15 protein-coding genes are annotated in these 17,757 nt (G+C 71.1%); 7 read left to right on the forward strand and 8 right to left on the reverse strand.

The window, feature by feature from the left end:
• Positions 1-126 precede the first annotated feature (126 nt).
• From DJ010_RS12045 to DJ010_RS12055, 3 genes are all read left to right on the forward strand, one after another.
• On the forward strand, positions 127-1,701 hold the full coding sequence (locus tag DJ010_RS12045) for a hypothetical protein (RefSeq protein ID WP_109694027.1): 1,575 nt from the start codon (positions 127-129) through the stop codon (positions 1,699-1,701).
• Between the two features lie 194 nt (positions 1,702-1,895).
• Complete coding sequence (locus DJ010_RS12050; RefSeq protein WP_109694030.1) at positions 1,896-2,549, forward strand: SDR family NAD(P)-dependent oxidoreductase; 654 nt, start codon at positions 1,896-1,898, stop codon at positions 2,547-2,549.
• Between the two features lie 23 nt (positions 2,550-2,572).
• Complete coding sequence (locus tag DJ010_RS12055) at positions 2,573-3,865, forward strand: MFS transporter (protein ID WP_109694032.1); 1,293 nt, start codon at positions 2,573-2,575, stop codon at positions 3,863-3,865.
• A gap of 29 nt (positions 3,866-3,894) precedes the next feature.
• On the opposite strand, the gene DJ010_RS12060 is transcribed toward DJ010_RS12055, so the two are convergent.
• Together DJ010_RS12060 and DJ010_RS12065 are read right to left on the reverse strand one after the other, a co-directional pair.
• Entirely contained in the window at positions 3,895-4,191 is a 297-nt protein-coding gene (locus DJ010_RS12060) for a DUF1905 domain-containing protein (protein WP_109694034.1), read from the reverse strand.
• 43 nt (positions 4,192-4,234) lie between these two features.
• Positions 4,235-5,473 (reverse strand): cytochrome P450, encoded by a 1,239-nt coding sequence (locus tag DJ010_RS12065; RefSeq protein WP_109694478.1) that lies wholly within the window; start codon positions 5,471-5,473, stop codon positions 4,235-4,237.
• Positions 5,474-5,596: 123 nt separating this feature from the next.
• On the opposite strand from DJ010_RS12065, the gene DJ010_RS12070 reads away from it, so the two are divergent.
• Both DJ010_RS12070 and DJ010_RS12075 read left to right on the forward strand, forming a co-directional pair.
• A complete protein-coding gene (locus DJ010_RS12070) occupies positions 5,597-6,580 on the forward strand; it encodes an ATP-binding cassette domain-containing protein (protein WP_109694036.1) in 984 nt (327 codons plus the stop codon).
• Positions 6,577-7,383, forward strand: coding sequence for an ABC transporter permease (locus DJ010_RS12075; protein WP_109694038.1), 807 nt, complete (start codon positions 6,577-6,579; stop codon positions 7,381-7,383). The genes DJ010_RS12070 and DJ010_RS12075 overlap by 4 nt, the downstream gene beginning before the upstream one ends.
• A 26-nt stretch (positions 7,384-7,409) precedes the next feature.
• Here DJ010_RS12075 and DJ010_RS12080 read toward each other — a convergent pair whose 3' ends face one another.
• Positions 7,410-8,726, reverse strand: a complete 1,317-nt coding sequence (locus DJ010_RS12080) for a cytochrome P450 (RefSeq protein ID WP_211318766.1) — start codon at positions 8,724-8,726, stop codon at positions 7,410-7,412.
• A 104-nt stretch (positions 8,727-8,830) separates the two neighbouring features.
• On the opposite strand from DJ010_RS12080, the gene DJ010_RS12085 reads away from it, so the two are divergent.
• Both DJ010_RS12085 and DJ010_RS12090 read left to right on the forward strand, forming a co-directional pair.
• Entirely contained in the window at positions 8,831-9,565 is a 735-nt protein-coding gene (locus DJ010_RS12085) for an HAD family hydrolase (RefSeq protein WP_109694481.1), read from the forward strand.
• On the forward strand, positions 9,562-12,099 hold the full coding sequence (locus DJ010_RS12090) for a glycoside hydrolase family 65 protein (protein WP_245927485.1): 2,538 nt from the start codon (positions 9,562-9,564) through the stop codon (positions 12,097-12,099). Before DJ010_RS12085 ends, DJ010_RS12090 begins: the two co-directional genes overlap by 4 nt.
• 15 nt (positions 12,100-12,114) lie before the next feature.
• Here DJ010_RS12090 and DJ010_RS12095 read toward each other — a convergent pair whose 3' ends face one another.
• Genes DJ010_RS12095 through DJ010_RS12115 form a run of 5 tightly spaced genes read right to left on the reverse strand, consistent with a single transcriptional unit; the run spans position 12,115 to position 17,730 of the window.
• Complete coding sequence (locus tag DJ010_RS12095) at positions 12,115-12,936, reverse strand: ABC transporter permease (RefSeq protein WP_170124640.1); 822 nt, start codon at positions 12,934-12,936, stop codon at positions 12,115-12,117.
• Positions 12,936-13,871, reverse strand: coding sequence for an ABC transporter permease (locus tag DJ010_RS12100; protein WP_109694040.1), 936 nt, complete (start codon positions 13,869-13,871; stop codon positions 12,936-12,938). The genes DJ010_RS12095 and DJ010_RS12100 overlap by 1 nt, the downstream gene beginning before the upstream one ends.
• A 10-nt stretch (positions 13,872-13,881) precedes the next feature.
• Positions 13,882-15,105 (reverse strand): ABC transporter substrate-binding protein, encoded by a 1,224-nt coding sequence (locus DJ010_RS12105; protein WP_109694042.1) that lies wholly within the window; start codon positions 15,103-15,105, stop codon positions 13,882-13,884.
• Between the two features lie 46 nt (positions 15,106-15,151).
• Positions 15,152-16,255: an ABC transporter ATP-binding protein gene (locus DJ010_RS12110; protein ID WP_109694044.1), complete on the reverse strand. Its 1,104-nt coding sequence runs from the start codon at positions 16,253-16,255 to the stop codon at positions 15,152-15,154.
• Positions 16,252-17,730, reverse strand: coding sequence for a gamma-aminobutyraldehyde dehydrogenase (locus DJ010_RS12115; protein ID WP_109694046.1), 1,479 nt, complete (start codon positions 17,728-17,730; stop codon positions 16,252-16,254). The genes DJ010_RS12110 and DJ010_RS12115 overlap by 4 nt, the downstream gene beginning before the upstream one ends.
• Positions 17,731-17,757 lie beyond the last annotated feature (27 nt).

Consider the following 17,757-nt stretch of genomic DNA (forward strand, 5'->3'; position numbering starts at 1 on the left):
GGTGTGCAGGGCGGCCGGGTGCCGCCACTCAACCTCGCTACGAACGTGCCTCCACGGATACGACAGCCTGCCACGAGATTTTCGGAGGATCTGGCGCCGGCCGCGCCGCGGGTCGACACTCGCAGCATGGCGTTCGAGAAGCTCAGGCAAGCCGCGCAGGCGATGAGCCCGGCCAACATCAAGCGCGGCATCGAGCTGAGCCGGCAGTCGATCGCCAACGGCGGGCGCCTCACCGAGGAGCAGATGGCGGGATGGACGCCGGAGCAGCGCGCCCAGTACGAGGCGCAGGTCGAGGAGGCGCGGCGGCAGCAGGCCGCCGTCGCCGACCGGATCATCGAGGCCGAACGGGCCCGCCGGGTGCTGTTCGGGCCGGCGGGAGACCACCTCTACGGCCCGCTCCCGGACCGCGAGCGGCTCACCGACCTCGACCTCCACAACCAGCTGCAGGCAAGCAGGTTCGAGCTCCGGGTGGCACTGAGCAACCCGTTCGGGCGCAAGGCCGCGCCGTCGCCACCCACACCGCCGGTGAGCGGCGACCGCGAGGCGCAGTACGCCCACGAGCGGGCGCAACGGGCGGAGGCGCGCACGCCGTACCTCGCCCCGCAACGCTGGCCGGTCGTCATGACCCGTCTCGCGCTCGACCGCAAGCGCTTCGTGCAGGACCTCGCGAACTGGCTGGGGCAAGCCGGTCTTTCGGCCCGACCGGACCTCGTCTACGGGATCTACCGGGTGCCCGACCACATCGTCGGCTCGTGGGGCATCGGCCGTGCCGCCGTGGTCGAGTGGGAGGTCGTGCACGCGGCGGCGCCGGGCATGCCGCCCGCGCCGCCGGCGTTCGGTGCGGTCTTCGACGCCCGCGTCCGGTGGGCCGCCCGGCTCGCGGGCGAGCCGTCGATCGTCGACGAGGACCTCGGCCTCGACTACCTCCGCGCCGCCGACGTGGGGCCGGAGCAGTGCCTCGGCATCGCGCGGATCCCGGTCGTGGACGCCTCGACCGGGTCCTCGGAGGACGGCACCGACCCGTACGTCGTCATCGGCGTCGGCTCCCAGGTCGTGCTGCATCCCTCCCACCTCGGCGCCGGCATCGCTGCGCAGATGGAGAGGCAGCGGCCGCTGCAGGTGCTGCCGGCCCCGGGCGTCCACGTCGAGGTCCTCAACTGGAGCGACGTCCGGCGGGTGGTCGCTCCGCAGCCGGACAAGCGGTTCCTCGTGCCCTCGCCGTTCCCCTACCTGCCGAGCACCGGCGCCGAGCTGCTCGAGTCCTACCTGGCGGTCGTCGGGGTCCGCCCGTCGGACTGCTACAGCGCCCAGGTCACCCTCGACCAGCCGAGCGACATCCGCGGCGGCTTCGCCGGGTTCTTCAGCACGGGGAGCGCGGAGCCGGAGATGTGCGCCGACGGCAAGGTGCGCAAGCGGTACCGCGGTGGCTCGCGCATCGTCGTCGTCTACCGCGACAGCCTCGACTACGTCGCGGGTCGCGAGCGCTGGGCGGCCTACGAGCGCGAGGTGCTCCAGGCGTCGCTGTCGAACCGGATCACGCTCCGTGACCCGATCGCGCAGCAGAGCGCCCTCGACAAGGGGATCCTCCGCGCGGTGCTGCGCGGCGCGGAGACGGTCGGATCCATGGTCGACGGCGACTGGCAGGGCGAGCCGCTGCCCGACCTCCCCTACTACCGCTACTGCTGGCCGCCGTTGCAGTGAGCGGCCGCGAAGGTCGAGTAGCCCCACGGCTGAGCCTGCGAGGCCGTGACGCGCGTATCGAGACCCCTGGAGACGGACGCGGACGGCGGGGACGGTGGCAGGCACGTCGCGGCGTCTCGATACGTCCCGCGCTAGCGCGCTCGGACTACTCGACGACCGGGACAGCCGCACGGAGGCGGCCTAGGGTTTGCCGCATGACCTCTCCCGTCTACGTCGTCCTCGGTGCCGGTCCCGGACTCGGGTTGGCGGTGGCCCGCCGGTTCGCGCAGGAGGGGTACGTCGCGGTGCTGGCCGGAAAGAGCCGGGCGGACGCGGAGCCGCTGGCCGAGACCCTGGCCGGGGAGGGCCACCAGGCCCAGGGCGTCGGGGTCGACCTCACCGACCCCGCGGCGATCACGGGGATCATCGCCGGCGTCGGGACCGAGCACGGACGGATCGACGTGCTCCACTTCAACCCCAGCGCGTGGCGCGAGAAGGACCCGCTGCACCTCACCGTCCCCGAGCTGCTCGAGGACGTCACCCTGGGCGCGGGCGCGCTCCTGCCCGCCGTCCAGGCTGCGCACCCGTTCTTCGCCGACGGCGCGCGGGTCCTCGTCACCGGCAGCGCGGCGGCGGACAAGCCGTCGAAGGCCGCGGCGTCGCTGGGCGTGCAGAAGGCAGCCGTCCGCAACCTGGTCACCAGCCTCGACGCAACGCTGGCGCCCCAGCACCGCGCGGTCGCCGTACAGGTCAACGGAGTGCTCGGCCGGGAGGGCCCGTTCTCCCCTCCGCCGATCGCCGAGGCGATGTGGCAGGCGGTCGCGCGGCCCGACGAGGAGTGGACCCCGCACGTCGCCTACGACGGGTGACTTCATAGCCTGATCCGGTGCGGATGAAGGGGTTCCTGGCCGACACCAGGCCACTGGCCGACCCGCACTTCCGCAGGCTCTGGACCGCGAACATCATCACGGTCATCGGCGCCCAGCTCACGGTGGTCGCGGTGCCGGCGCAGATCTACGCCGAGACCGGCTCCTCGGCGTACGTCGGCCTCACCGGCGTCTTCGGCCTCGTGCCGCTGGTCGTGTTCGGGCTGTGGGGTGGCGCGCTCGCCGACCACTTCGACCGCCGCACGCTGCTGGTGGTGACGACGACCGGCCTCATCGTCACCAGCGCGTTCTTCTGGCTGCAGGCGGCAGTGGGGTCCGGCAACGTGTGGCTGCTGCTCGGGCTGTTCTCGGTGCAGCAGGCGTTCTTCGCGGTCAACCAGCCCACCCGGAGCGCGATCCTCCCGAAGCTGTTGACCGACGACCTCCTGCCCGCCGCCAACTCGCTCAACATGACGGTGTTCCAGGCCGGCGCGATCGCCGGCCCGCTCGTGGCGGGTGCGCTGATCCCGGTGCTCGGCTACTCGTGGCTCTACCTGATCGACACGTTCTGCCTGCTGGCCACGCTGTCGGCGGTGGTGCGGCTGCCGGCGCTGCCGGTCGAAGGGGCGACCGGCCGACCGCCGGGGCTGCGGTCGGTCATCGAGGGCATCGCCTACCTGCGCGGCCACCCCGTGCTGCTGATGTCGTTCCTCGTCGACATCATCGCGATGGTGTTCGGGATGCCGCGGGCACTCTTCCCCGAGATCGCGCACGAGAGCTTCGCCGGACCGGAGGAGGGCGGCCTCGCCTTCGCACTGCTGTTCGCAGGCATCCCCGCCGGCGCCGTCATCGGCGGCATCTTCTCGGGCTGGGTCTCCCGCATCACCGCCCAGGGGCAGGCCGTCGTCTGGTGCATCATCGTGTGGGGCCTGGCGATGGTCGGCTTCGGCGTCGCGGTCGCGGTCGCCGACTCCGCCCCCGGCGCGGCGGTCTGGATGCTCTCCGCGGCCGTCGTCATGCTCATCGTCGGCGGCGCGGCCGACATGGCCTCGGCCGCCTTCCGCCAGAGCATCCTGCAGTCCTCCGCGGCCGACGAGGTCCGGGGCCGGCTGCAGGGCATCTTCATCGTCGTCGTCGCCGGCGGCCCCCGCATCGCCGACGTCGCCCACGGCGCCACCGCCGCCCTCGTCGGCACCGCCGTCGCCGCTGCGGGCGGCGGGGTGCTGGTGGTCGTGCTCACCGCAGCAGCCGCGGTCGCCGTGCCCGTGTTCTGGCGGTACCGGCTGGCGCGGCCGGGTGAGTCGTCATCGCCAGCGTGACCCAGGGCCCGCGGTGGCGATGACGACCCTCAGGCCAGCCGTTCGACGAGGTGCACGACCACCTCGTCGCCGGCCTTCTTGCCGCTCTCGACCCGCAGCGCGTTGGCGACGGGAAGCTTGTGGTTGCCGTCGCCGAGCGCCATGAACGACGACTCGAAGGGCTCGTTGTCGATGGTGCCGCGCACCTTCACCCTGCCGCGGGTGCCGAAGTACGTCGGGGAGTCGGGCCAGACCAGGTAGGTCCAGCCGCCCTTGGCCGGGCTCAGCCGGAGCGTCTCGGTGAACGTCACGTCCAGGGGACCGACGCCGTGGGTCTCGTTGCTCATGCCCGATGCAGACTCCCCCGGTCACCCGGACTCATCGCGACCCTCAGCCGACGGTGAGCGGCACGCTCAGCGGACGCCGCACGTAGGCGCCCGGGGCCCACACGATCTCGTCGGGGTCCACGGTGAACCGCGGGATGCGGGTCACCAGCTCCTCGAGGGCCACCCGCGCCTGGAGCCGGGCGGCGGCGGCGCCGAGGCAGTGGTGATGGCCCTGGCTGAAGGTCAGGATCTGGGTGGGCCGGCGACGGATGTCGAGCTGCTCGGCGTCGGCGCCGTACTTGCGCCAGTCGCGGTTGGCCGCGCCGTACAGCAGCAGCACCCGGCGGCCGGCCGGGACCACCGTGTCGTGCAGGTCGACGTCGCGCGTCGTGGTGCGGGCCAGGCCCTGCACGGGTGAGGTGAGGCGCAGCATCTCCTCCACCGCGTCGGGCACCAGCCCCGGCGACTCGGCGAGCTCCTCGTGCTGGTCGGGGTTCTCGGCGAGCAGCTCCATCGTGCCGCCGAGCAGGCCGGTCGTCGTGTCGTTGCCGCCGGTCACCATCGTGAAGACGAAGGCGAGGATCGCCAGCGCGTCGGTCCGCGGCTCGCCCTCCCCCGCGGCCGCGACCAGGTGGGAGACCGTGTCGTCGGCGGTCATCCCGGCGGCCTGCTCGGAGCGGCGCCGGTCCATCAACGCGGAGAAGTACGCCATCAGCTCGACGGTCGCGGCCGCGGCCCCGTGAGCGGCTCCGCTCGCGCCGCCCTCCGCGTTGGCCGCAACGATGGCGTCGGTCCACGCGTCGAACCGCGGCCGGTCCTCCTCCGGGACGCCCAGGTAGTGCGCCACCACGAGGCTCGGCAGCGGCTTGAACAGCTCCGCGACGACGTCGCCCCCGCCGGCGTCGCGGATCCGTTCGAGCCGCTCGGCGACGAACGCCCGGACCGCCGGCTCGAGCTCGGCGACCTGCCGGGGCGTGAAGCCGCGGGCGACCAGCCGCCGGAACGCGGTGTGGACGGGCGGGTCGGTCATCACGAACGGCGGGTTGTCCTCGAGCCCGATCTTGGCCAGCTCGCCGTACGTCACGGTCAAGCCCTGCGCGCTGCTGAAGGTCTCGGTGTCGACGGCGGCGGCGAGCACGTCGGCATGCCGGGAGAGCACGTAGAAGTCCTGGTCGGGATGGCCCGGCGGCACGACGTGGTGCACGGGGTCGTGGTCGCGGAGCGCGGCGTACGACGACCACGGGTCGCGCCAGGCGCGTCCGCCACCCGGCCGGTAGCGCGCCGTCGTCGGCTCGGTCCCCATCGGCACAGGATGGAACAGGTTCTCGTCGGCGTCCATCGCGTCTCGCGATGAATTCGGTTGTCGGTGGTGGTCCCTACGGTCGAGGCTGTTGACCACTGGGGACCAGTTTTCGGAAGGGAAGCGATGGGCGACATGATCCGCGCGAGCGGACTGGTGAAGCGCTACAAGGACGTCGAGGCCCTGGCGGGGCTCGACCTGACGGTCCCCGAGGGCAAGGTGCTCGCCCTGCTCGGGCCCAACGGCGCCGGCAAGACCACCGCCGTCAAGTGCCTGACGACCCTCATCAAGCCCGATGCGGGCACGGCCGAGATCGCCGGTGTCGACGTGTTGAAGGAGCCGGCCCTGGTGCGCTCCAAGATGGGGCTCTCCGGCCAGTACGCCGCGGTCGACGAGCACCTGACCGGCTACGAGAACCTGGTGATGATCGGCCGCCTCTACCACCTCGGCAAGGCGCGCTCGCAGCAGCGGGCGCGCGAGCTGCTGGAGCGGTTCGACCTCACCGAGGCCGCCGACCGTCCGTCGAAGGGCTACTCCGGCGGCATGCGCCGCCGCCTCGACCTGGCCGGCGCCCTGGTCGCCGAGCCCCCGGTCCTCGTGCTGGACGAGCCGACCACCGGGCTCGACGTCCGGAGCCGCCAGGGCATGTGGGAGGTCATCCGCGAGCTGGTCTCGAGCGGCGCGACCCTCCTGCTGACGACGCAGTACCTCGAGGAGGCCGACAAGCTCGCCGACGACATCGTGGTGATCGACCACGGACAGGCGATCGCGCAGGGCACCGCCGACGAGCTCAAGGCCCGCACGGGTGGCGAGCGGATCGAGGTCGTGCTCGCCGACGTCGAGGACCGCGAGGCCGCGACCCGGGTGCTGGCCGAGGTCTCCGACGGCGAGGTGAAGGTCAGCGACAACGGCAGGGAGCTGACGGCGGCGGTGCGCGGCACCGCCACCGGCGAGCTGCTCCGGGTGCTGCAGGGCTTCGAGCGCGAGACCGTCACGGTGCTCGACGTGGGCCTGCGCCGGCCGACGCTCGACGACGTGTTCCTCGCCCTCACCGGGCACGCGGCCGAGTCCGACGAGAACGAGTCCGACGAGAAGGAGATGGCGAAGTGAGCAGCGCGGTGCAGGCCCTGTCCGACGGCTGGGTCGTCGCCCAGCGGAACCTCGTGAAGATCAAGCGGGTCCCGGACATCCTGGTCTTCGTCCTGATCAGCCCGATCATGTTCGTGCTGCTGTTCGCCTACGTCTTCGGCGGCGCGATCGACGTGCCCGGAGACGTGGACTACAAGGAGTTCCTGGTCCCGGGCATCTTCGCCCAGACCGTGGTCTTCGGCGCGACCTTCACCGGCTACGGCCTCGCCGACGACATGCAGAAGGGCATCATCGACCGGTTCCGGTCACTGCCCATGTCCCGGTCGGCGGTGCTCGTCGGTCGCACGACGTCCGACGTCGTCTACAACGTGATCTCGCTGGTGATCATGGCGCTCACCGGCCTGCTGGTCGGCTGGCGGATCCGGGAGGGGCTGTTCGACGCGCTGCTCGGCTTCCTGCTGCTGCTGGTCTTCGCCTACGCGATCAGCTGGATCATGGCCTACGTCGGGCTGCTCGTGCCGAGCGTCGAGGTCGTCAACAACGCCTCGTTCATCGTGATCATGCCGCTGACGTTCGTGTCCAACGCGTTCGTGCCGCAGGAGCAGTTCTCCGGGGTGCTGAAGACGTTCGTCGAGTGGAACCCGGTGTCCACCGTCGCGCTCGCCTGCCGGGAGCGGTTCGGCAACATCGACCCGAAGATCGCGGTGCCGGACTCCTGGGCCATGCAGAACCCGGAGGTCTACACCCTCCTGTGGGTCGTGGCGATCGTGGCGGTCTTCGCCCCGCTGTCGGTGCGCCAGTACCGGCTGAGCACCTCGAAGTAACGTCTCGATACGACGACCGAGGGGGGTCAGGCCGACTCGACGAGGGCGCCGTCCAGCTGCACCGGCAGCGCCTCGACGCCGTACACGGCCGAGAGCTTGCGGAAGTCCAGGTCCTCGATGTCGGCGGCCATGGTGAGGTCGGGGAAGCGCTCGGCCAGCATCCGCAGGGCGGTGCGCAGCTCCATCCGCGCCAGCTCGGCGCCGACGCAGCGGTGCATGCCCCAGCCGAAGGAGAGGTGGCGGACCGGCTCGCGGGTCGGGTCGAACACCTCCAGGTTCTCGCCGAGACGGGGGTCGCGGTTGGCGGCGAGGAGTGAGACGCCGACGGCGTCGCCCTCCTTGATCAGCACGCCGCCGACCTCGACGTCCTGCTTGGCGAACCGGAGGAACGCGAGCTGGACCACGCACAGGTGGCGGAGCAGCTCCTCGACGACCCGTTCGACGGACTCCGGGTCGGAGCGCAGCATCCGGCCGGCCTCGGGCGTGGTCGCGATCAGGTAGGTGCCAAGCGCCAGCATGCTGGCGCTGGTCTCGTAGCCGCCGAGGAAGACGCCGTCGGCGATGCCGCCGAGGGTGACGTCGTCGAGGTCGTCGCCGTGCTCCTGGAGCAGGGCGCCGATGAGGCCGTCGCCGGGCTGCTCCCGCTGCTGGCGGACGGCGTTGATGAGGAAGTCGCGGGTGTGCGCGGCCGCGCCGAACGCACCGGCGCCGCCCTGGCTGAGGTCGAACCGGGCGACGCCGAGCTCGAAGAACCGGGCCCGGTCCTCGACCGGCAGGCCGAGCAGGTCGCAGATCACGTCGAACGGCACCGCGAACGCGAACTCCTCGACCAGGTCGACGTACCTGCCGCCGGCGCCGGCCGCCTCCATCGCGTCGAGCCGCTTCTGCACGATCGCCTCGATGCCGGGCTGGAGCCGGGCCAGCCGCCGCATCGTGAACTCGGGAGTGAGGTACCTGCGGAGCTGGGTGTGCAGCGGCGGGTCGGTCATGCCGAGCCCGCCGATCTGCTCCTCGGCCGACCGTCCCTCCTGGGAGACGAACTGCCCCAGGTCGTTGGACCAGACTGCCGCGTCCCCGGCCAGCACCTCCTGCGCCTCGGGATAGCCGGTCACCAGCCACACGCCGCGGCCGAACATGTTCGCGAGCTTCTTCACCGGCTCCTCGGCCTGCGCCTGCATCAGCGCCGGCAGCGGGTCGAGCCCGTCGCGCTTGATCGGCAGCGTGAAGGAGTCCGGGAGGAAGCGGAGCTTCCGCAGGTCAATGCCGTCCTTCATCGTCCGCTCGAGAAGGAACTTGGCGACCCGGCGCTTGAGCGGGCCCGGGAGCGGGATGGGGAGCGCCATGCCCGGTATTCCACCAGACACCACCCGCTCTCCGCCTGAGTATTCCTACCCATTCTCCTCCGGGGTGTCCCTGACCACTCCCCTAGTCTTTACGGGTGGCCACCATCGACTGGGACCAGTACGACGCTGCGCTGTTCGACCTCGACGGGGTGGTGACGCCGACCGCCGAGGTCCACATGCGGGCGTGGTCGGCGATGTTCAACGACTACCTGACGTCCGTGGGCGGGCAGTCGCCGTACACCGACGACGACTACTTCGCCTACGTCGACGGCAAGCCGCGGTACGACGGCGTACGCACCTTCCTACAGGCCCGCGGCATCGACCTCCTCGAAGGCGAGCCGTCGGACCCGCCGGAGGCGGAGACCGTGTGCGGGCTGGGCAACCGCAAGAACGACTACTTCAACAGGGTGCTCGACGAGGACGGGGTCGAGGCCTACCCCGGCTCGAAGCGGCTGCTCGACGCGCTCCGTGAGCGGGGCGTGCCCATGGCGATCGTGTCCTCCTCCCGCAACGCCCCGGCGGTGCTGGAGGCCGCCGGCGTGACCGACTACTTCTCCACCGTCATGCACGGCGGCGTCGCCGCCGAGCGGCAGCTGGCCGGCAAGCCGGCGCCGGACACCTTCCTCGCCGCCGCCGAGGACCTCGGCGCGACGGCCGCCCGCTCGGTCGTGCTCGAGGACGCGATCAGCGGCGTGCGAGCCGGCGCGGCCGGGCGGTTCGGGCTGGTGGTCGGCGTCGACCGCGGCGCCGGCGCGGAAGCGCTGACCGAGGCCGGCGCCGGCGTGGTCGTGACCGACCTGGCGCAGCTGCTCCCCGACGGCGGGACCGAGCAGCGGTGAGCGCGCACCACACCGACGGCCCGTCGCACGTCGCGCCGCCGATCGCCGACCCGCTGGACCGCACCCGGTTCCCCGTCGACGAGTGGCGGCTGGTCGAGACCCGGTTCGACGCCTCCGACCTCGGCACCACCGAGTCGCTGTTCTCGGTCGGCAACGGCTACCTCGGCCTGCGCGGCAACTACTCCGAGAGCCGCGATGCCCACGTCGACGGCACCTACATCAACGGCTTCCACGAGACCTGGCCGATCCTGCACGCCGAGGAGGCGTTCGGGTTCGCGCGCATCGGGCAGACCATCGTCAACGCCCCGGACGCCAAGGTGATCCGGCTGTACGTCGACGACGAGCCGCTCCAGCTCTCGGTGGCCGACCTGCTCGCCTACGAGCGGGCACTCGACTTCCGCAGCGGGGAGCTCTCCCGCGACCTGGTCTGGCGGACGCCGGGCGGCAAGCACGTCCAGGTGCGGAGCACCCGGATGGTGCCGCTCGCGCAGCGGCACCTGGCCGTGCTGAGCTTCGAGGTCACGCTGCTCGACCAGCGCGCCTCGGTGGCCATCTCCTCCCAGCTGCTCAACCGCCAGGACTCCCGCATCGAGGACCTCGTCGCCGCTGCGCCCGCCACCGCGGACCCGCGCAAGGCGGAGCGCTTCCGGGGTCGCGTGCTCGACCCGGAGCTGCACTTCGCGCACGGTCCCGACGACGAGCAGCCGGGCCGGATCGGGCTGGGCTACCGCACCGTCGAGAGCGGGATGACGATCGGCGTCGTCGCCGACCACGAGCTCGAGACCGAGTCGTCGTACTCCCTCCAGGTGCTGGCCGAGGAGGACCTGGCCAAGGTGATCTACCGGGTCGCCGCCGAGCCGGGCGTGCCGATCCGGCTCACCAAGCTGGTCAGCTACCACACCGCGAAGTCGGTGCCGCCGCGCGAGCTCATCGACCGCTGCACGCGGACCTTGGACCGCACCCACGAGCAGGGCGTCGCCCACCAGCACGACGAGCAGCGCGCTTGGCTCGAGGACTTCTGGTCGCGCAGCGACGTCGAGATCGCCGGCCACCCGGCGCTGCAGCAGGCGGTCCGCTGGAACCTCTTCTCGCTCGCGCAGGCGTCCGCGCGCGCCGAGGGCCAGGGCATCCCGGCGAAGGGGGTCACCGGGTCGGGGTACGGCGGCCACTACTTCTGGGACGGCGAGGTCTACGTGATGCCGTTCCTGACCTACACCATGCCGTGGGCGGCGCGGAACGCCCTGCGGTTCCGCTCCATGCAGCTCCCCCTGGCCCGCTCCCGGGCGCGTGAGCTGTCGCAGCGCGGCGCCCTCTTCCCCTGGCGCACCATCAACGGTCACGAGGCGTCGGCGTACTACGCCGCCGGCACCGCGCAGTACCACATCGACGCCGACATCGCGTTCGCGCTCAGCCAGTACGTCGGCGCGACCGGCGACCACGAGTTCCTCGCCCGCGAGGCGGTCGACGTCCTCGTCGAGACCGCGCGGATGTGGGCGGACCTCGGGTTCTGGCGCGACGAGTCGCGGCGGACCTTCCACATCCACGGCGTGACCGGGCCGGACGAGTACACGACGGTCGTCAACGACAACCTGTACACGAACGTGCTCGCGCGCTTCAACCTGCGGCGTGCGGCCCGCGCCGTGTGGCAGCTCGAGCGCGACGACCCCGAAGCCCACCGCGAGCTGGTGCGCCGCACGTCGCTGGACCCCGACGAGCCCATCGAGTGGAGCGAGTGCGCCGACGCGATGGCGATCCCGTTCGACGAGTTCCTCGGCATCCATCCGCAGGACGCGCACTTCCTCGAGCGGGAGATGTGGGACCTGGAGAACACGCCGCTGGAGAAGCGGCCGCTGCTCCTCAACTACCACCCCCTGGTGATCTACCGGTTCCAGGTGCTCAAGCAGGCCGACGTGGTGCTGGCGCTGTTCCTCCAGGGCGAGGAGTTCACCGCGGAGGAGAAGAAGGCAGACTTCGACTACTACGACCCGATCACCACCGGTGACTCCACGCTGTCCGCGGTCGTCCAGTCGATCATCGCCGCCGAGGTGGGCTACGCCGACCTGGCGCTGCGCTACTTCCACGCCGCGCTGTTCGTCGACCTCGACGACCGGCACAACAACACCGCCGACGGCGTGCACGTCGCGTCGACCGGCGGGGTGTGGAGCGCGCTGGCGTGCGGATTCGGCGGCTTCCGCGACCACGGGTTCGACAACGGCGAGCGCCAGTGGCAGATCGACCCCCGGCTGCCCGCGTCCTGGACGTCGCTGGTCTACCGGATCACGCTGCACGGCACCCGGGTCCGGGTCACCGTCCGCACCGACGAGCTCGAGCTGTGCATCGAGGACGGCGCGGGCCCGCTCACGTTCGACGTGCGTGGCGAGCTGGTCACGGTGAAGCAGGACGCGCCGGCCGTCGTCGTACCGCTGGCGCACCAGGGCCCGATGCTCGACGGTGGGCCGCCGAACCCCGCCGGCATCCAGCGGGCCGACGGCACCGTGATCACCGCCATCGTGCCGACCGGCGACACCGACTGAGGCCCCGGCCGGCGGTCAGCGACCGGCGAGCCCGTCGGTGGCGCCGGCGAGCTTCTGGGAGATCCAGATCGGGATCACCGACAACAGGATGAGCACCACCGCCACGACGTTGACGATCGGCGCCTGGTTGGGGCGGAACAGGTTGTTGAAGATCCAGATCGGGAGCGTCTGCTCCTGCGGTCCGGCGGTGAACGTGGTCACGATGATCTCGTCGAAGGACAGCGCGAACGCCAGCAGGCCGCCGGCGATCAGCGCCGACCGCATCATCGGGAAGGTGACCAGCCGGAACGTCGTGAACGTCGACGCCCCGAGGTCCGCCGATGCCTCCTCCAGGTTCGTGCCGACCCGACGCAGCCGCGCCAGCACGTTGTTGAAGACGGTGACGATGCAGAACGTCGCGTGCGCGACGACGATCGTGAGGAAGCCGAGATCGAGGCCGAACACCGTGCGGAACGCGTTGTTGAGCGCGATGCCGGTGACGATGCCGGGCAGCGCGATCGGCAGGATGATGAGCAGGGAGACCGTGTCCCGGCCGAAGAACCGGTAGCGCTGCAGCGCCATCGCGGCCATCGTGCCGAGCACCAGCGAGATCGCCGAGGCGATCAGTGCGACCTGGACGCTGGTGACGATCGCGTCCTTCGCGCCCTCGCTGTCGGCGGCCTTGCGCCACCACTCGAGGGTGAGGTCGGAGGGCGGCCAGGCGAAGGTCTGGCTGGCGTTGAACGAGTTGACCACGACCAGCAGCAGCGGCACGTAGATCACGACGAGGGCGAGCGCGGTGAGGACGCGCAGCGTCATCTTGAACGCCGGCGACATCGCGGTGGACGTGCTGCGCATCAGACGTTCTCCAGGGCGCCGGTACGGCGGGCCGCAGCCAGGTAGACGAGCATGATGACGACCGGGATGGTCGCGACCGCGGCTGCGAACGGCAGGTTGTTGGCAGCTCCGACGTTGTCGTAGACGACGTTGCCGAGCATCTGGTTGGCGCCGCCGACGATACGGACGGTGATGTAGTCGCCGAGCGACAGCGAGAAGGTGAAGATCGAGCCCGCGACGACGGCCGGGAAGACCGTCGGCAGCACGATCCGGCGCAGCGTCGGCCCCGTCTTCGCGCCGAGGTCCATCGAGGCCTCGAGCATCGAGTCCGGCAGCCGCTCCAGGCCGGCATAGATCGGCAGGATCATGAACGGCAGCCACAGGTAGGCCAGCGTGATGACCGTGGCCGCGAGCCCGTAGCCGGGGGTGTCGAGCCCGAGGAAGCCGCCCAGGTCGTCGACGATGCCGCCCTCCGACATCATGATCCGCCAGGCGTAGGCCTTGACCAGGTAGCTGGCCCAGAGCGGGGTCAGGACCGCGATGACGAGGATCCGCTGCAGCCGTGGCGAGGCGATCTTCGCCATGTAGAGCGCGACCGGGAACGCGATGACGATGTCGACGACCGTCACCAGGGCGGCGATGCCCAACGTCCGGAACGCGATCTTGCGGTAGACCTCCGACTCCCACAGCGTACGGAAGTTGTCGAGGTTCCACTCCCGGACGACGTCGCCCGTGAACGGGTTCTGTCCCCAGAAGGCGGTGATGAACAGCGCCCCGAGGGCACCCAGGTAGGCCACGCCGAGCCACAGCATCGGCGGCCCGAGGAGGAACCCCAGGCGCAACCGCGGGTGGCGGTGCAGGACGGTGGACACCCGGCGCGGCAGGCCCCCCGCCGCCCGCCCGAAGCGGGCGAGCAGGTGCGGGCGTGCCGCAGTGCCCTCGGCGGCGCTGTTCATCGTGGCGGTGTCAGCCCTTGACCTCGGTCCAGGCCTGGGTCCAGGCGCCGTAGTCGGTGCACTTCACGTCGGTGCGCCCGTCCAGGCAGTCCTCGACCGGGGTCGTCCAGTACCAGAGCTTCTCGGCGAACTCCTCGTCACCGGCGTTGTAGGTCTCGCAGTGACCCTCGCTGGCGATGTCGCACGCCTTCGGGTTGGCCGGCGCCTCACCGAAGTACTCCGACACGGCGGCGTTCGCCTCGGGGCTGATGATGTGGTTCAGCCACATGTAGGCGCAGTTCTTGTTCTCCGACTCGGTGGTGACCATCCACGTGTCCGACCAACCGGTCGAGCCCTCGTCGGGGAGGATCGCCTCGACCGGGACGTTCTCGCCCTGGGCGACGTTGGCGATGACCTGCCAGGTCGTGCCGACGACGGAGTCACCGGTCGTGAAGGCCTGGACCTCCTTGAGGTAGTCCGACCAGTACTCGGAGATCTGCTCGCGCTGCTGCTTGAGCAGGTCCACCGCGGCGGCGAGCTGGTCCTCGTCGAGCGCGTAGGGGTTCTCGATGCCGAGGTCGGGCTGGGTGTTCATCAGGTAGAGCGCGGCGTCGGCGATGTAGATCGGCGAGTCGTAGGCGGTGATCTTGCCGGCGTACGGCGAGTCCTCCTCGAACACCGCCGACCAGCTGGTGGGAGCCGGGTCGACGATGTCGGTCCGGTACATCAGCAGGTTGGCGCCGTACCCGTGCGGGACGCCGTACATCTGGCCGTCGACGGAGTTCCAGTCACGCTCCTTGAGGAAGTCGTAGACGTCGGCGTAGTTCTCGATCAGGTCGACGTTGACCGGCTCGACGTCACCGGCCGCGATCAGGCGGAGCGAGGCGTCACCGGAGGCGGACACGACGTCGTAGCCGCCGCCCTTGACCAGGTTGACCGCCTCGTCGGAGGTGCCGAAAGTCTTCACGTTGACCTGGCACCCGGTCTCCTCCTCGAACGGGGTGACCCAGTCGACGGCCGGGTCGGTGGACCCGTCCTCGACGTAGCCGGGCCAGGCGAGGATGTTGACCTCCCCCTCGCCCTCGCCGATCTCCTCGAGCTGGGGCAGGTCGGGCGCGGTGAAGCCGGCACCGCCGTCCGAGCCGCCGTCGTCGTCACCGGACTCGGTGCCGCACGCCGCTGCCCCGGCGGTGATCAGGGTGAGTGCCGCGCACGCGGCCGCGATCCGGGACCGCCGGACCTTTCGATGGGTCATGACTGCTCCTCGTGGTGATCGGGTTGGGAGATGGTGGACGAGGGGGTCACTCGTCCGGTGACGCGGGCACGACGGACACGGTGTGCTCACGGGACCAGCTGAGGTGGACATGGGCGCCCCGGCCCGCCACGTCGCCCTCCTCGGACGACTGCTGGTTCTGGCGGAGCACGATCAGCGAGCCGCCGTGGTCGAGGTCGACGATGCTCTGGGTCGCAGAGCCGAGGTAGACGACCTCGCGGACGACGCCGGCGGCGGTGACCGCGTGGTGTGTCGGGACGTGCGCGGCGTCGAGGTGGAGCTGGATCTTCTCCGGCCGGACGCTGAAGGTGCCCGGCTCGCCGAGCAGCTTGGTCGCAGCGTCACCGTCGATCACGTTGGACGTGCCGACGAAACCGGCCACGAAGGGCGTGGCCGGCAGCTCGTAGAGGTCGCGCGGAGTCGCGACCTGCTCGATGCGTCCCTCGTTGAAGACAGCGATCCGGTCGCTCATCGTGAGGGCTTCCTCCTGGTCGTGGGTCACGAACAGGAAGGTGATGCCGAGGTCGCGCTGGAGCTGCTTGAGCTCCACCTGCATCTCCCGGCGCAGCTTCAGGTCGAGGGCGCCGAGCGGCTCGTCGAGCAGCAGTACCTTCGGCCGGTTGACGATCGCCCGCGCCAGCGCGACGCGCTGCCGCTGCCCGCCGGAGAGCTGGCCCGGGCGCCGGCTGCCGAACTGGCCGAGCCGGACCTTCTCGAGCGCCTCCTGGGCGCGGGTACGACGCTCCGCGCGCGGCACCCGCTTCACCCGCAGGCCGTACTCGACGTTCTGGGCCACGGTCATGTGTGGGAAGAGCGCGTAATCCTGGAAGACCGTGTTGACGTCGCGCGAGAACGGCGCCTGCCTGGTGACGTCGACGCCGCCGAGCTCGACCCGACCGTCGGTCGGCACCTCGAACCCGGCGACCATCCGCAGCACGGTGGTCTTGCCGGAGCCCGAGGGCCCGAGCATCGCGAAGAACTCGCCGTTGGCGATGTCGAGGTCGATGCCGTCGACCGCGACCACACTGCCGAACTCCTTGCGCAGCCCGCGCAGCGAGACAGCGGGCGGACCTTGCTCCTCCCGGTCGCGCTCGGGCGCCTCGGTCCGCTCGGTCTTCGTGGGGTGATTCATCGGCCCACCGCCGACATCACGTGCTTCACGCGGGTGTACTCCTCCACGGAGTAGGCCGAGAGGTCCTTGCCGTAGCCCGACATCTTGAAGCCGCCGTGCGGCATCTCGGCGACGAGCGGGATGTGCGCGTTCACCCAGACACAGCCGAAGTCGAGATCGGCCGAGAGCCGCATCGCGCGGCCGTGGTCGGCCGTCCAGACCGAGGAGGCGAGGCCGTAGGGCACGTCGTTGGCGAGGGCGACCGCCTCCTCCTCGGAGGTGAACGACTGCACGGTGATCACCGGTCCGAAGACCTCCTCCTGGATGATCCGGTCGTCCTGACGGACGCCGGTGACGACGGTCGGCTCGAAGTAGAAGCCGGTGTCCGGCAGTCCGGCCGGCCGCCCGCCGCCCGTCACCACCGAGGCGTGACCCGGCAGGTCGGCAAGGAAGCCCTGGACCCGGTCGAGCTGGTGGGCGTTGTTGAGCGGGCCGAAGAGGGCATCGTCGTCCTCGGGCAGGCCCGGCCTCGCGTTGTCGCCGATCCACCCGGTGAGCGCGTCGACGAAGGCGTCGTGGACCGACTCGTGGACCAGGACCCGGCAGGCCGCGGTGCAGTCCTGCCCGGCGTTGAAGAGCCCCCCGATGCCGATGCCCTCAGCCGCCTCGCCCAGGTCCGCGTCGGCGAAGACCACCGCCGGTGCCTTCCCCCCGAGCTCGAGGTGGGTCCGCTTCACGTCGGCCGACGCCGACCGGGCGACCTCGATGCCGGCGCGGGTGGAGCCGGTGATGCTGACGAGGCCGGGCGTGGGGTGCTCGACCAGTGCGCGACCGGTGTCGCGGTCGCCGCAGACCACGTTGAGCACGCCGGGTGGCAGCGCCTCCTGGGCGATCTCGCCCAGGAGCGCGGTGCTGGCGGGCGTGGTGTCGCTGGGCTTGATGACGACCGTGTTGCCCGCCGCGAGCGCGGGGCCGATCTTCCAGACGGCCATCATCAGCGGGTAGTTCCAGGGGGTCACCTGGCCCACGACGCCGATCGGCTCGCGGCGTACGTAGGAGGTGAAGCCCGACAGGTACTCACCGCCGGCGCGGCCCTCGAAGATCCGCGCGGCACCGGCGAAGAACCGCAGCTGGTCCACGGCGACGTCGAGCTCCTCGCTCCTGGTGAGCGAGCGGATCTTCCCGGTGTTGGTGACCTCGGCGTCGACCAGGTCGTCCGCACGGTCGGCGACGAGCCGGGCCAGCTCGAGGATCGCCTGCTGGCGGTCCGACGGGGTCGACCTGCCCCAGTCGCGGCGCGCGCGGTCGGCGGCCTCGTAGGCCTTCGCGACGTCGGCCGGACCGGACACCGGCGCGGTGCCGAGCACAGTGCCGCGCACCGGTTCGACCAGCGTGCTGGTGCGGCCGTCCTCGGCGTCGCACGGCTTCCCATCGATCACGTTGCGCACGGCGAGCCCGCCGTTTCCGGCAGCTCCGGCCAGCCTGGAGTCGCTCATGCCTGGGTACCTCCGCGCGGTTCCGAG

The sequence above is a fragment of the Nocardioides silvaticus genome (assembly GCF_003160695.1).
Classification (GTDB): Bacteria; Actinomycetota; Actinomycetes; order Propionibacteriales; family Nocardioidaceae; genus Nocardioides; species Nocardioides silvaticus.

Excerpts from the sequence above, each read along its gene's own strand:
- DJ010_RS12045 (WP_109694027.1), top strand. The coding sequence starts at position 127 with ATGGCGTTCGAGAAGCTCAGGCAAGCCGCGCAGGCGATGAGCCCGGCC.
- DJ010_RS12050 (WP_109694030.1), top strand. The coding sequence starts at position 1,896 with ATGACCTCTCCCGTCTACGTCGTCCTCGGTGCCGGTCCCGGACTCGGG.
- DJ010_RS12055 (WP_109694032.1), top strand. The coding sequence starts at position 2,573 with ATGAAGGGGTTCCTGGCCGACACCAGGCCACTGGCCGACCCGCACTTC.
- DJ010_RS12060 (WP_109694034.1), bottom strand. The coding sequence starts at position 4,191 with ATGAGCAACGAGACCCACGGCGTCGGTCCCCTGGACGTGACGTTCACC.
- DJ010_RS12065 (WP_109694478.1), bottom strand. The coding sequence starts at position 5,473 with ATGGGGACCGAGCCGACGACGGCGCGCTACCGGCCGGGTGGCGGACGC.
- DJ010_RS12070 (WP_109694036.1), top strand. The coding sequence starts at position 5,597 with ATGGGCGACATGATCCGCGCGAGCGGACTGGTGAAGCGCTACAAGGAC.
- DJ010_RS12080 (WP_211318766.1), bottom strand. The coding sequence starts at position 8,726 with ATGGCGCTCCCCATCCCGCTCCCGGGCCCGCTCAAGCGCCGGGTCGCC.
- DJ010_RS12095 (WP_170124640.1), bottom strand. The coding sequence starts at position 12,936 with ATGCGCAGCACGTCCACCGCGATGTCGCCGGCGTTCAAGATGACGCTG.
- DJ010_RS12100 (WP_109694040.1), bottom strand. The coding sequence starts at position 13,871 with ATGAACAGCGCCGCCGAGGGCACTGCGGCACGCCCGCACCTGCTCGCC.
- DJ010_RS12105 (WP_109694042.1), bottom strand. The coding sequence starts at position 15,105 with ATGACCCATCGAAAGGTCCGGCGGTCCCGGATCGCGGCCGCGTGCGCG.
- DJ010_RS12110 (WP_109694044.1), bottom strand. The coding sequence starts at position 16,255 with ATGAATCACCCCACGAAGACCGAGCGGACCGAGGCGCCCGAGCGCGAC.
- DJ010_RS12115 (WP_109694046.1), bottom strand. The coding sequence starts at position 17,730 with ATGAGCGACTCCAGGCTGGCCGGAGCTGCCGGAAACGGCGGGCTCGCC.